The following is a 13,817-nucleotide window of genomic DNA, read 5'->3' as shown; positions in this document are numbered from 1 at the left end:
GAGGGGCTGTCGCATGCGCATCGGCTACCTCATCGACACGAACGCCGGTGGGTACGACCAGCCCCTGCCGACGCCCGAGAACGCCTCTGCGACTCTCGACGCGATGATCACCGAGGGGATCCTGGCCGAACAGGCCGGGTTCCACTCGATCCAGGTCCCGGACCGTCACGGACGTACCGAGTCGTACTTCGGTTCGCCCCTCAACCTCTTGATGATCCTCGCCCACGAGACCGAACGGGTCGCACTCGGTTCGTACTGCCTCGTGAACACGCTCTACCACCCCATGCACGTGGCCGAGCAGTGTGCGCTGATCGACAACATCTCCAAGGGCCGCCTCTACATGACCTGGGGCCGGGGCTACCACGACGGCTACTGGGGCCAGTTCGGTGTGCCCTCCGAACGGATGCTCGGCCGCTTTCTCGACGGTGTCGAGCTCATCGAGAAGGCGCTCGCGTCCAAGGGTGAGCGCTTCGACTGGAGTTCGGACTTCCACGAGGTCCGCGACGGGTTGCTGACGCCCAACTCCTATCAGCAGCCCCGCTTCCCGTTCTGGGGTGGCGGTCAGTTCCCGAAGTCCATCGCCCGCTGCGGCCGCTACGCGGAGTCCTGGACCTGCGACGACTTCCCGATCCTGCCCGCGGTGTGGGAGGAGCAGGCCGGGGCCTACCGCCGCACAGCGCAGGAGGAGGGCAAGGAGCCTTTCATCGTCCTCATGCGCAACGGCTGGGTGGCGGACTCCTTCGAGGACGCGGCCGCCCAGTTCGGCACGCACTACGTGGACGAGATGCGTTTCTACTGCCGGCAGGGGATCCTGGCCCATCACCCCGAGTTCGACTCGCCCGAGAAGATCACTGCGGACTCGGCTCGTCCGCACATCATCGTCGGCACGCCCGAGCAGTGTCGTGAGCGGCTCGAGCAGTATCACACCGAGCTCGGCGTGGATTACTTCACGATCCGTTTCCGGATGGTGTCCGGACCGTCGTTCGAGGCCACCCGCGAGCAGATCCTCCGCTTCGGCGAGGAGGTCGTGCAGCCGCTGCACGCCAAGTACCCGGCCCCGACGCATCCGGCGATCCCCGAGGCGTGTCGCTGGTAGCGCCTCCCGGCGGTGCGATCCGATCAGCCACTGACCAGACACGAAGACGAGAGAGGACACCACACGTGCCCATACCCGACCTCGACGAGCTCAACACGATGGTGGGCCATGAGCTACCCGGCGGCACCTACGAGCTCGAGGACTACAAGGACTGGCTGACCCGCGACGTCGTGGGTGCCACGCCGGCCGTCGACGGCGTGGCGCTGCCGATGTTCTGCTACTACGCGGCCATCGCCGGCATGGGAGTCAGCATCGACGGCCTGTTTCAACTCGTCGATGCCACCGCTGACAGTGGTGTGATGTTCGGCGAGGCCGAGATCGACATCCGCAAGCCCTTCCGCCTCGGCGAGACCTACTCGGTCAAGGGGAGGATCACCGAGATCAAGCGCAAGGAGGGCCGTAAGGCCGGCGTCTTCGACATCGTCACCTTCGTGCTCGATGTCGTCGACTCGTCGGGTGAGGTGGCCGGTGTGTCAACAAACGCGTTCGTGTTCCCGAGGAGGGACGACTGATGGTCGCTGTCGGTGATGAGATCCCGGAGCTGGTGATCGACCCGGTCGACACCGAGAAGATGAAGACGATGGCCGCTCTGCTGCAGGACCCGAATCCCATCCACTGGGACGTCGAGGTCGTGAAGAAGCTCGGTATGGGAGACAAGGCCGTCAACCAGGGTCCGAACAACTGGGCCTACATCGGTTCGATGCTCGCCGCATGGGCCGGTGGTGACGACAAGGTCCGCAACATGAAGGTGCGGTTCCTCGACAACGTCTTCGCGGGTGACCGCGTGGTAGCCGGCGGCAAGGTCACCGCCGTCGAGGGAGACCTCGTCACCTGCGACGTCTGGCTCGCCCGAGATGGCGATCATCCCGTCGTCGCCGGCACCGCCGTCGTCCAGATGACCTGACTTCCACAGGCTTGCGAGGATGGGCGTGCCGAGCGCTCAGGCGTCGTCGGTGTGTCCGTAGCAGAGCTCGATGATGGCCTGTTCGGTGACGGCGTCGCCTTCGACCTCGCCGACGAAACGGCCCTCGTGCATGGCGATGACGCGGTGGCAGATGCCGACCAGCTCGTTGAACTCCGATGAGATCAGGATGATCGCCTTGCCCTGCGTGGCGAGTTCCTCGATCACCTCGTAGATCTCGTCCTTGCCGCCGACGTCTACGCCGTGGGTGGGCTCGTCGAAGATCAAGATGTCGGCTCCCTGGGACATCCAGCGGCCGATGACGACCTTCTGCTGGTTGCCGCCGGACAGGAGCCGGACCTCTTTGGTGTCCGTGGGGGTGGCGACGTCGAGGCGCTCGATGATCCTGCGCGCCTCCTTGCGCTCGGACGCCGGTGAGGGGGCGGCGACGTTGGGCATGAGCCGGTGCTTGGGGAGTGACGCCAGAGTGATGTTGTGGCGGATCGAGAAGTCCATCACGTTTCCCTGGGTCTTGCGATCCTCAGGCAGAAGCGCCAACCCGGCGTGCATCGCATCCACCGGGCTGGTGATCTTCACCTGGCGACCGTGCACGGCGATGGTGCCGCGAGTGTGACGGTCGGCGCCGAAGATCGCCCGGACCAGCTCCGTGCGCCCTGCGCCCACCAGGCCCCCGATCCCCAGGATCTCTCCCGCGCGCAGGTCGAACGAGCACCCCTCGACCCCTGTGTTGGTGGCGATGTCGGTCACCTCGAGGACGACCTTGGTGTCAGGCCGCCCGCCGATACCACGGCTCTCACGCCGCTCACGCGCCGACTGGGCGTTCTCCTGGCCCGTGATGTGGGTGATGAGGCTGCGGCGGTCGAGATCCTCGGTCCGTTCGTCGGCGACAACCCTGCCGTCCCGCATGACGACGACCCGCTCGGTGAGTTCGAAGATCTCCTCGAGTCGGTGCGACACGTAGATGACGGCGATCCCGCGCTCTCGGAGGCGGCGTACGACGGCGAAGAGATGGTCGATCTCCTCGTCGGTGAGCGAGGCGCTGGGCTCGTCGAGAACGAGAAGGCGGGCCTTCTGAGCCAGCCCACGGGCGATCATCACGAGGCGTTGCTGCGCGACCGAGAGGCTCCCGACGGCCGTCTTCGGGTCGATATCGACCTCGAGGTCGTTGATCACCGCCCGGGCCTGGCTGTAGAGCTCGGGCCAGTCGATGAGGCCACCGAAGCGGCGGGGGAATCCCAGACCGAGCATGACGTTCTCCGCGACCGACAGGTCGGGCACGTCGTAGAGGTCCTGGTGTACGAATGCGAGGCCGGCACGCGTTGCCTGCACGGGCTGGTGGAGGTCGAGGACCTTGCCGTCGAGGTGCATGGTCCCCTCGTCGGGGCGCACCGCCGCGGCGATCATCTTGATGAGCGTGCTCTTGCCGGCGCCGTTCTTGCCGACCAGGCCGACGGTCTCCCCGGTGACGAAGGTCAGGTCCACGTTCTGGACGGCCTTCACACCGGGGTATGACTTCGAGAGTCCGGCGATCTCGAGGAACGGCGTGCCGTGTTGCGACGCCGCGGGCGACTCCTCCACCGTCGTCATCGGCGGCTGGCCCCCAGCCGGCTCAGCAACATGGCGCCGACGAGGATGGATCCCTGCGCGATGTTCTGGATGTCCTGCTCGTATCCCATGAACGTGAGTCCCGAGTCGACGACCTTCAGGAAGATCACGCCGAGGACCGTGCCCCAGACGTTGAACTGCCCGCGCCGCGACGCTGCTGCGCCGAGAAAGGCTGCTGCGAAGGCGGGTAGCAACAGCGAGTCGGCCGAGTTCGGGATGGTCGATGCGGTCCGGGCCGTCTCGACGACGGCGGCGATGACCGCGGTGAGGCTCACTACGACGAAGCCGGCGGCCCGGAGCAGCTTCACCCGGATGCCGGCCAGGCGGGCCGCCTCCTGGTTGCCGCCGATCGCGTACATGTAGCGGCCGACCTCGGTCTTGGCGAGGAACAGCCACAAGATGATCGCGAGCCCGGCGGCTATCCATACGGGCGAGGAGAACTCCGTCAGCGGTTCCGGCTTGCCGACACCGAGATCACGGTACGAGTCGGCCATCTCGCCCGCGCCGGTGATGAAGCGGTTGTCGGTGAGCGTCACCTGGATACCGGCCAGAACGATTCCCGTCGCCAGTGTCGTGATGAACGACGGGGTGCCTATGTACGCCACGAGGTAGCCGTTGATGGCTCCGGCGATGATGCCGAATCCGACCGCGACCAGCACCGCCCAGCCCCACCCCCAGCCGTGGTTGACGATGAGCACGACGACGGTTGCTCCCGCCGCCGACGACATACCCGCGATGGACAGGTCGAAGTCGCCCATCGCAAGAACGACCGTGAGCCCCAGGGCCAGGATCAGCAACGGTGAACCGATGGCGAGTGTCGTCCGCATGTTCGCCATCGACAGGAACCGGTCGTCCTGCGTCGAGAAGAAGACCACGCAGCCGAGCAGCGTGACGATCACCCCGAAGCGTGACATGAAGTCGATCAGGTCGAATCGGGCGCGCGTCGCCTGCACGTTGGACGGCGCGTCTGCCGAGATGTCGCTCATTCCCCCTCCAGTGCCACCCCTTGTGGCGGCATGAGGTTACAGAAGAAAAGGGCCGGCAGTGGCATCCGCCACCGCCGGCCCTCAGAAGCTCAGAGTCCGCTGTCCTTCGGGACTCCGATCAGCAACCGGCGACGCCGGTGAACTCGTTGCACCATTTGGTCTTGAAGAAGTCCTCGTAGCTGCCTGGCGGCGGCGCCGGGACGATCTCGCCCTCGGGCGGGAGGTTGTCGGCCGTGATGACCTGACGGGACGAGAAGTTCAGCCCGCCGTAGTCCGGTGCCCGCTCCTGGGAAGGCTGCTCGTCGCGGGCGAGGAGCTGTGCGACGGCGTCCACGTTGCCCCAGCTCTGCCACTCGAGCTTCTCGTCGACCGCCGCGGTCAGACGACCCTCACGGATGTCGGTGAGGGTGCCGGGGTTGGCGTAGAACGTCACCAGAGCGGGACGGTCCGCCTCGTCGATGGCGCCGATCGCCTGGGCGGCGCCGATGGAGGCCACGGAGAAGTTGATCCACACGACGTCGATGTCGCCGAACTGGGTGATCTTGTTCGTCACGTCCTGGGCGGTGCCGTCGACCATGTTGGTCGGGTCGGCTTCCCAGGTGTCGACGATCTCGATGTTCGCACCGTTGTCGATGGCCTCGTTGAGGCCGTTGATGCGCTTGTCGCTCCACGCGGCCGGGAAGGTCTGCACGAGCATGCGAGCCCCGTCGGGGAACTCCTCGGCGACCCACAGCGCCAGCTGGCGTCCCAGGTCGGTGTCGTCGGAGGCAAGACCCTGCAGGTAGTTGTCACGGGGGTCGACCTCGCCGCCGGCCGAGAAGATGGGGACACCTTCGGATTCGGCCCGCTCGATGATGTCGGTGATGAAGGCCTCGGGGATGCCGTCGGTGAGCATCACGTCGATGCCCTTGTCCAGCAGCTGGTTTCCGCAGATGGGCATCTGAGCGGGGTCGCCACCTGCGTCGCAGGTCTCGAAGCCCCATCCGAAGAAGTCGACGGCGTCCTTGGCGGCGTCCTCGATGCGCTTGCCGGCTTCGTCGGCGTACACCCACTGGAGGTAGCCCACGGTGATGCTGGGGGCCTCGGTGACCTCGCCGGTGGCGCTGAGAGCGGCATCGATGAGGGTCTGGTCGTCACCGAACGTGGTGCCCGGTGCCTCCATCATGTCGCCGTCGTCGCCCGATGCGCCGTCGTCGCCCGATGCGCCGTCATCCGATGAGGTGCCGTCGTCGCCCGATGCGGACGTGTCGTCGTCATCATCGCCGCAGGCAGCGGCGATCATTGTGAAGACCAGTAGTAGTGCGAGCAGACGCCAAAGGCGCGAACGCGTTCGTGACTTCATCGAGGTATTCCCCCTCCTAGGTGGATGCTGTGAAACAGCTTCAGAGACTGTAGAGGCTCAGAATCGTCCTGAGCCAGCCAAACGCTAGTTTGAATTCCCCGCGATGAGGCCGCGCCCCCTCAGGTCTGTCCCGTGCCGGGACCTGCCGGGGTGCGTGCCTTCAACTCACGAGAACAGCCCGCTGAGGCCCGGCGGACGTTCGAGGATCACCGTGTCGTCGATGCCATCGAGGTGGAAACCGGCGGACCCCGGCAGGGTCAGATCGCCGACGGTGAAGGATGCGGTCGAGCCCAGGAACGGACCGACGACAACCGAGCACCGGCCATCGAATCCGGTTGTGCACACCGTCGCGTCGACCGTCTGGAAGAGCCCGTCCTGGACCACGGTGACCTCGACGCCCGAAACCGGTGTGCCGTCGCGGTCTTCGATGAGCACCGAGACCTGGCCGCGCCAGCGGAACAGGCCGCTACGTACCGACGTTCCGGTCATCTCGGCGACGACCCCGAGCTCCGCGTTCACCCTGTCGGTGTCGATCTGAAGCGACGTCGAAGCGGTGAATCCGGTCACCGGATCGGTGGTCGTCACCGTGATCACGGGGCGCGGCTGGGCGGTGGCGACGTTGTCGATGACGATGTCGGCCGAATCGACCGGCGTCCCTGAGGTCGCGGCGATCTCGGTGTTCGGGTCGGTCTCGTCGAACACGCAGGCGATTGCGCCGCCATCGCCGTCTTCGCACACGGCGGTCAGTGTTGTCGCGACCACGTTGTCCAGGTCGGAGTCGGCGAACTCGGGTAGTCCGTCGTCGCACTGCGCGGGGATCTGGCCACCCGTGAAGGCCTCGAGGCCGCATCCGCTGCCGCCGGCGATCCCGTCGATTGTGACCGTCGGCAACGAGGCCGTGCCGATTGCGACGGTCATGTCGTCACAGGTCGTGTTGGACTCGTCGTCGGTGACGACGAGAGCGAAGTCGTAGCTCGCCACCGGGTCACCGGCGGTCCGCTCGAGGCCGGTGGGCTCGAGGTCCGTGGCGACGGTGGTGTCGAGACTGCCTGCACAGTCGCCCTCGTACCACGTGGTGGTTTCGACCGAGCCGCAGAACCCGTCGCTTGCGCTGCCTGCCAGGTCGAAGCTGACAGGCGCCCCTTGCGTCTCGTCGGGGAACTGCTGGTCGGGACCCGCGTCCGCCAGGGGAGGTGAGTCGACGGCGCAGGTGCCGAGCCACACCTCTGCTCCGCCGCGGGGTCCCTCGCCGCCGAATGGGTTCGCCGTACCGACGACGAGCCCGTAGTCGGTGGAGAGGAGACTGCGACCGCCGTAGTTGGCCCCGGTACCCAGGCCGTCGGTGAACACGACGTCCCATGTCGGGCTGGTGCCGCCGGTGGTGGAGTACATCTCGAAGCCGTCGCCGACGAAGGTGTCGAGCGAGGTGACGTAGAGGCGGTCTTCGTGCGCCTCCAGTTGCCAGATGTAGTTGGCGATCTGCTGGTCCAAGATGAGTTCGATCATCACGATCGACCGCGCCAGCGGGTGGATGGCGTCCCAGCCGTCGCCGCTCGTCGGTGGGGTACCGAGGTCCACCCCGAATGTCCCGAGGAAGAGTCCGTAGAGCCCTGCGATGGTCCCGTCGTAGGCGCCGGTGGCGAAGAACGGTGGCGGCCCGCCCGGGTCGGAGAAGGGGAGCATGCCGGGACCGCGGTCGCTGGTCGGAAGGCAGTCGGGGTTGTCCGGGTCGACGTCGGGGTCGCACGAGTTGCCGACGAGGGGATAGGGGATCGCCTCCGACGGACCCACGGTGAGGAACTGCGGTACCCCGCCCAGTGACAGGAGGTTCACATAGCTCGACGCCGTGCCTCCGAACGTCGCGAAGGCCGAGAAGTCCGCCGGGCTGGTGACTCCCTCCCATCCGGCGCGGGGGTAACCCGCCACGACGTTCCAGGTGCCGTCGCGGTGCAGGACGATGATCTCCGCGAGGCTCAGGCCGGTCGGGGAGAATCCGGACTCGGCCATGCCCATGTAGATGTCGCCCTGGAACTCGACCATCCAGGCCACGCCGGCGTTGGCCGGTCCCCACTCCCCGTCGTTGCGCAACCATGGCGGGTCGAAGGGTCGACCGCCGCCGTAGTCGAGGAGCTTCTCCCAGCTTCCGACGGCACCGGTGCACCTGAAGAAGCCGCACGGCCTCGTGTTGACCCACACCTCCGCGCCGGTGGTGCGGTTGATCGTGCCGGCGACGATGGTGTCGTCGCGGCCGTCGCCGTCACGGTCCCACAGGGTCGTGGCGAACACGCCGAGGTTGTCGGGGTTGCCGAATCCGGGGAGGCTGATCTCCTGCCAGGTGCCGAACGTCGGGAACCGGTTGGCGAGCATCACCGGATTGGCGGCGATGTCGGGGTCGGCGGTCGTTCCGAGCGGGGAGGTCATGAGCCACCCGTTCAGACAGGTGAGGCCGCGGAAGCCGAGGTCGCCGCTCGGAAGGCCGCGACGGCTCGCCTCGACGAACGTGATGCCGTCGTTCGACATGAGGATCCGGGGCGCGACCCCGATGGTCGCCACGTAGAGCCGGCCTCCACACGAGGTCATGTTGCGGTAGCCGAAGTCGCGCGGGATGGCCCCGGCGAGCAGCGGCGACTCGTGGACCTTCGTCCAGGTCCCCTCTGCGCCGCCGTTTCCGGCCCACTCGTAGCGCCAGATCTCCGCGCGGAACCGGGTGAGGTCGCCGCGGCCGTCGTCGTCGAAGAGATCGAGCACGCCGCGGACCGTGCCGACAACGAGGGCCCCGTCGAACTCGGCCGAGGACCAGATGTAGTCGTTGAGCGAGCTTCCGTCCGGATTCGGGACGAGTCCACCGGGGCCCGCCACGGTCTGTTCGAAGCCCTCGATGGCGAGGGGGACGAAGTCACTCGTCGACGTCGGTGGGTCGTCGGCGGCCGCCGGTCCGGCCGCGGTGAAGGTGGCCGTAGCCAGGACCGCGACAACTGCGGCTGCCGCGACGGCGCCTCGGAACCAGCGTCTGCAAGCCATGACCATCACCCCGTTGCGCGTGGAACCGCGCTCGCCGAACATCTCCGCACGGAGGCTAGCCGCTGACGTGCGCGGACCCGTTCGTCACGTGTCGAGGTCGAGCGTCGTCGCCAGGGCGCTCCAGGCTTCAGCCGGGATCGTCGTGCGGTCGGCGTCCGCGAGGACCTGGATGGCGACGTGATCGGCACCCGCTTCGAGGTGGGCGCGGCAGCGGGCGGCAACCGTCTCCACGTCGCCGTGGGCGACGAGGGCATCGACGAGGCGGTCGCTGGGACCGGACAGGTCGGACTCCCCGAACCCCATGCGCACGATGTTCCTGGCGTAGTTGGGTAGGCCGAGGTAGGTGCTCAGCCAACGCCGGGCCAGGTCACGGGCGTGGCGGGCATCGCCGTCGATGACCACCGTCTGTTCGGGAGCGAGCAGCGGCCCGGGGCCCAGCATCTCCCGGGCGCTCGCGGTGTGGTCCGGCGTGACGAGGTAAGGGTGGGCGCCGTCGGCGTGCGACGCGGCGAGCTCCACCATGCGAGGTCCGAGGGCGGCGAGGACGAGCGGGCTCGGTGCCGCCGGCCTCGGTCCGCGATAGGGCGCCTGTTCCATCGCCTCGAGGTAGGCCGTCATCGTCGCGAGGGGCTTGTCGTAGGGGAGGGACCTCGCCCCGGTGACCAGCGGCGCATGGCTGACGCCGAGGCCGAGCAGGAACCGCCCGCCGGATGCCTCAGCGAGTGTCTGCTGGGCCGCAACCGTGGTGAGCGGGTGTCGCGCCTGGATCTGGGCGATGCCCGTCGCGACGGTGAGCTGCGACGTCGCCTCGAGCAGGATCGCGGCCGTGACCATGGCGTCGCGCCCCGAGGACTCGGGGATCCACAGGCAGCCCCAGCCGGCCCTCTCGAGCTCCTGCGCGGTCGACCGCAACGTCGTGGCCGGGTGCGCGTCGAAGCCGCCGAACCACACTCCCCATTTTCCGGCACCGATCAGCGCTGTCATCGCGGTCGACTCCTCCGATTCCGTCCGACGTACCGTCGCCGGAGCCGGGGCGATCATCTCATGTCGGTCGCCGGCTCAGGCGCCCCGCTCGGATCGCTGGTACGTGTACACGCCGAGGGCGCCGATCACGATGACCATGCCGACCACCTGCAGGGCGGCCACCTGCTGGTCGAGTAGCCAGAATGCGAGCAGGGCGGCGCCCACGGGATTGGCCAACTGGAGGATCCCGACGACGGAGAGAGGTACGCCGTTGTGGGCGAAGTTCGTCAGAACATGGCCGGTGCCGGGGAGTGCGACGACGAGCGCGACCCGCAGCCAGGTCTCGCCTCCGGTGCCGTCGGGGATGAGCGCCTGCCCGGACAGCACGGCGATGGGGGTGATGATGATCGCCCCCCACGCGAACAGCCCTGCCATGAACCCGAGGGTGTCCACCGTGTGACGGGCGCGCTTGCCGGCCGCGAAGTACACGGCGAGAGCCACCATCGAACCGAGAGCGAGGAGGTCGCCGCCGAGGTCGCCGGTCCCCTCTGTGTTGGACGAGCGCAGCACGAGCGCGGCCCCGGCGATGGCGAGGAGGATCCACGCGACGTCACGGCCGGTGGCTGATTCGCCGAAGACGAAGCGCCCCGCGATCAGCAGGGGTATCGGCGACAGCACCGAGATGAGGGTCGCGTTCGCAACGCTCGTCTGTTGGACCGCGGAGAAGAACAGGGCCATGTTGACCCCGAGTGCCAGGCCGGCGGGGGCGGTGGCCACCAGCACGGCCCGGTCCAGGCGCCGCCTCCGGGCCAGGAGGATCAGGTTCATGACGACGGTCGCCGTCCACAGGCGCCAGAAGGCGAAGGCCAGCCCCTCGAGGTCGGCGTCGGCGACGATCACGGGGCCCGTCGAGAACAGGACCACACCGGCGACGGCCGCGCCGAGAGCGGTGCCGCCGGTGCGGCGGGACCTCTCACCGGGGGTCGTCGTTCCGCGTTGCGCGGCACTGTCGGCTGGGGTGCTCACGGCAGTCTCCGGATCGTCGCGATCACCCTACGGGCCGAGTGCACCAGGTGGTCGTGGAGAGGCCCCGCTGCGCGTCCGGTCGACGTTGTCGCCGCCGGGACAGACGGCATACTCGGCACTGTGATGGGTACCCGCCGCCGAGAACGAGCCGGCCTCGACAGGCCGACGCGTCGCCGCTGGACCGACTTCGTCGTCATCACCCGCCAGGCCGCCATCACCGTGGCGCCCGCCGGTCGCCGTGTCGTCTCTCCGCTCCGCCAGATCGCCGCGACCGCGATCGCTGCGATCTTCGTCGGTCTCGGGGCCGTTGCATTCGTGAAGGCCGGCCGGGGTGTTCCGCCCTACGACGTCCTGCTGTTGGGACTCTCGGAGCGGATCGACGTCAGCCACGGCCAGGCGGGATGGATCGTAGGAGGCGCGCTCTTCGTCGTCGCTGCCGCGCTCGGTCGACGGCCGGGTCCGGTTGCGCTCGCGTGGGTGATCGCCAACGGTCTCACCGTGGACCTGTTCACGCATCTCCTCAACGACGCCGATTCCATTGCGGCTGAGGTCGCGTTCATGACAGTGGGAATCGTGGCGATCGCAGCGGGGATCGCGGCGTTCGTCCAGGCGACGGACTCGGGCGGGCCCTACGAGTTGATCATGGCGGCGATGGGGGACCGGGGTCGGTCACGGGTCGCGACGCGCGTGGCCCTCGACGTGGGGGTCGTCACCGCCGGCGTCGCACTCGCCGGCCCCTACGGCTTCGCCTCGCTCGTCTACCCCTTCGTCATGGGGCCCGTGCTCGGCGTGACCCTGCAGGGATTCGACGACCTGCGCAGCGGCCGGGAGTCCCGGATCGGGCGAGCCTGACCCATGTCGACCGGCGAGTTGGTCGCCGTCATGGCGGTCGTCCTCGTCGGGGCGGTTCTGCAGGGGTCGGTCGGGTTCGGGATGAACGTCGTGTCGGCTCCGGTCGTCATCCAACTCGAGCCAGACCTCGTCCCGGGGCCGTTGCTGCTCGCCGCGTTCTTCCTCACCCTCTTCGCAGCCATCCGTGAGCGGACCACCCTCGACATCTCCGGCGCCGGCTGGATCGTCGTGGGTCGGGTACCGGGTTCCGTGCTCGGAGCGCTCGCCGTCGCCGTGTTGTCCACCCGCGGTCTGTCGCTGGCCCTCGCCGCGATCGTGTTGAGCGCGGTCGTCGCGTCGGCGTCGGGAGTCTCGATCGTCGAGAACCGGGGGACCATGTTCGGGGCCGGTGCGGTCGCCGGGTTCTCGTCGACAACCACGTCGGTGGGCGGGCCGCCGATCGCCCTGGTGCTGCAGGGCCGCTCCGGGCCCGAGCTGCGGTCGACTCTCGGTGCCATCTTCGTGATCGGCGTGGTGATGTCGTTGACGACGTTGGCGCTGACCGGCGAGTTCGGAACGCGGGATCTCGAACTCGCCGTCTTCGTGGTCCCCGCCGCGGTGGCCGGCTTCGCCCTCTCCGGCCCGTTGCGGCCCTTGATCGACAGGGGTCATACCCGTCCCGCCGTGCTCGCCGTGTCAGCGCTCGCCGCGACCATCTTGTTGGTCCGGGTCCTGGTGGATTGAGGCGCGGCGGGCGGTGATGTCGCAAACCACGGGCGCGGCAGAACCCGGTACGGCCAGACTGGCCCGGTGAACCGACGACTCCTCACGGTGCTCGGTGCCGGCTCGTTCGTGCTCGGCGTCGGCGGATCCATGGTGTTCACGCTCCTCGCCGAGCTCCAGGACGAGCGCGGCCTCCCGACGAGCTCCCTGGGTCTCGTCGCCGGTTCGTTCTTCGTCGCGGCTCTGGTGGGCCAACTCGGCCTCGCCCGCCACGCCGATCGCGGTCAGGCCAAGCACCTGTTGGTGGGGGCGTTGCTCGCGTCGACGGGATCCCTCGTCTGGTTCGCCTACGGCGACGGACTCGCCCAGATGATCGCGGCGCGGGTCCTGGGCGGCCTCGCCTTCGGTGTGTGGGATCCGATCGTGAAGGGACTCGCAGGCCGTGCCGGGCGGGAACGGGCGGGCGCCACGGTGGGCCTGCTCACGAGTGCGCAGCTCGCCGGGGTCGTCGTCGGACCTCTGGTCGGCGGGCTTCTCGCCGACGCCGGCTCCCTGAACGCCGCCTTCGCGATCGTCGCGGTGGCCGTCGTCGCAGTCATCCCGTTCGTCCTCGTCGTTCCGGTACCCGAGGCCGAGGCGGCGGTCGTGGCCCGCGGCCAGGTGCGCCGCCTCGTGCGCCGTCGCCCGCTCATCGTCGCGACGCTCCTCGGTGTCGCCCTCTTCGCTCCCGAGGGGATCTACGACGCTCTCTGGGCCCGGTACCTCACGGATCTCGGCGTGTCGACGACGTTCATCGGGGTCTCGTTGGCCGTCTACGCGGCACCCTTCATGGTCCTCGCCCCCTTCGGCGGACGTCTCGCCGACCGATTCGGCCCGGATCGCGCCGCGCTCGTCGCAGCCGCCGCGACCACCCCGATGCTCCTTCTGTACGGCCTCGTGCGTGAGCCGTGGATCCTCGTCGCACTCGGAGTCGGGGAGGCGGCGATGACAGCCGTCGGCTTCCCGGCCGTCGCCGCCGCAGTCGCACGCGCCGCCCCCGACGAGGACCAGGTGGCCGGCCAGGGGCTCGTCGGCGGTGTCTCGCTCGCAGTGGCGGGACTCGCCGGAGCGCTCGCGGCTCCGGCCTACGCCGCAGGGGGGGCCCGACCCGTCTTCATCGTCTCCGCGGTCGTCGTGGCAGCCGTGGCTGCTGCAGCCGGGCTGTTGCTCGCGCGGCCGTCGGGTTCTCCGGGAAGTGTGACCGCCGTCGCAACCTCGGGGTGAACGCGTCCGGCATCGGGGCCCGGTCGCGGACGACCCCGC

Annotated in this window: 12 protein-coding genes; 6 read left to right on the top strand and 6 right to left on the bottom strand. The window is 68.5% G+C overall.

Translation table 11 applies throughout. The annotated features are described in order from the left end of the window. Positions 1-13: 13 nt before the first annotated feature. The 3 genes from RIE08_03965 to RIE08_03955 all read left to right on the top strand — a co-directional run bounded on the left by RIE08_03965 (position 14) and on the right by RIE08_03955 (position 2,000). Positions 14-1,096: an LLM class flavin-dependent oxidoreductase gene (locus RIE08_03965; GenBank protein MEQ8716743.1), complete on the top strand. Its 1,083-nt coding sequence runs from the start codon at positions 14-16 to the stop codon at positions 1,094-1,096. A 65-nt stretch (positions 1,097-1,161) separates the two neighbouring features. Beyond that, the gene (locus tag RIE08_03960) at positions 1,162-1,608 is read left to right on the top strand and encodes a MaoC family dehydratase N-terminal domain-containing protein (GenBank protein ID MEQ8716742.1); all 447 of its coding nucleotides are present in this window, start codon (positions 1,162-1,164) and stop codon (positions 1,606-1,608) included. Further along, positions 1,608-2,000: a MaoC/PaaZ C-terminal domain-containing protein gene (locus RIE08_03955; protein MEQ8716741.1), complete on the top strand. Its 393-nt coding sequence runs from the start codon at positions 1,608-1,610 to the stop codon at positions 1,998-2,000. The genes RIE08_03960 and RIE08_03955 overlap by 1 nt, the downstream gene beginning before the upstream one ends. Before the next feature lie 36 nt (positions 2,001-2,036). Here RIE08_03955 and RIE08_03950 read toward each other — a convergent pair whose 3' ends face one another. The 6 genes from RIE08_03950 to RIE08_03925 all read right to left on the bottom strand — a co-directional run bounded on the left by RIE08_03950 (position 2,037) and on the right by RIE08_03925 (position 10,961). Further along, positions 2,037-3,605, bottom strand: coding sequence for a sugar ABC transporter ATP-binding protein (locus RIE08_03950; GenBank protein ID MEQ8716740.1), 1,569 nt, complete (start codon positions 3,603-3,605; stop codon positions 2,037-2,039). Then, positions 3,602-4,609 carry an ABC transporter permease gene (locus RIE08_03945; GenBank protein MEQ8716739.1) on the bottom strand — a complete coding sequence of 336 codons (1,008 nt, stop codon included), beginning with the start codon at positions 4,607-4,609 and terminating at the stop codon, positions 3,602-3,604. The genes RIE08_03950 and RIE08_03945 overlap by 4 nt, the downstream gene beginning before the upstream one ends. A 118-nt stretch (positions 4,610-4,727) precedes the next feature. Then, positions 4,728-5,951, bottom strand: a complete 1,224-nt coding sequence (locus RIE08_03940; GenBank protein MEQ8716738.1) for a sugar ABC transporter substrate-binding protein — start codon at positions 5,949-5,951, stop codon at positions 4,728-4,730. Positions 5,952-6,116: 165 nt separating this feature from the next. After that, a complete protein-coding gene (locus tag RIE08_03935) occupies positions 6,117-9,014 on the bottom strand; it encodes a hypothetical protein (protein MEQ8716737.1) in 2,898 nt (965 codons plus the stop codon). 42 nt (positions 9,015-9,056) lie between these two features. Continuing rightward, positions 9,057-9,956 carry a TIGR03620 family F420-dependent LLM class oxidoreductase gene (locus tag RIE08_03930; protein MEQ8716736.1) on the bottom strand — a complete coding sequence of 300 codons (900 nt, stop codon included), beginning with the start codon at positions 9,954-9,956 and terminating at the stop codon, positions 9,057-9,059. Between the two features lie 75 nt (positions 9,957-10,031). Then, complete coding sequence (locus RIE08_03925) at positions 10,032-10,961, bottom strand: DMT family transporter (protein MEQ8716735.1); 930 nt, start codon at positions 10,959-10,961, stop codon at positions 10,032-10,034. Between the two features lie 123 nt (positions 10,962-11,084). On the opposite strand from RIE08_03925, the gene RIE08_03920 reads away from it, so the two are divergent. From RIE08_03920 to RIE08_03910, 3 genes are all read left to right on the top strand, one after another. Beyond that, the gene (locus RIE08_03920; GenBank protein ID MEQ8716734.1) at positions 11,085-11,813 is read left to right on the top strand and encodes a hypothetical protein; all 729 of its coding nucleotides are present in this window, start codon (positions 11,085-11,087) and stop codon (positions 11,811-11,813) included. A gap of 3 nt (positions 11,814-11,816) precedes the next feature. Then, positions 11,817-12,536, top strand: coding sequence for a TSUP family transporter (locus RIE08_03915; GenBank protein MEQ8716733.1), 720 nt, complete (start codon positions 11,817-11,819; stop codon positions 12,534-12,536). A 66-nt stretch (positions 12,537-12,602) separates the two neighbouring features. Next, positions 12,603-13,778 (top strand): MFS transporter, encoded by a 1,176-nt coding sequence (locus RIE08_03910; GenBank protein MEQ8716732.1) that lies wholly within the window; start codon positions 12,603-12,605, stop codon positions 13,776-13,778. Positions 13,779-13,817 lie beyond the last annotated feature (39 nt).

The organism is Acidimicrobiales bacterium (assembly GCA_040219085.1).
Taxonomy (GTDB): domain Bacteria; phylum Actinomycetota; class Acidimicrobiia; order Acidimicrobiales; family JAVJTC01; genus JAVJTC01.
This window is presented reverse-complemented; position numbering and strand designations above follow the sequence as displayed.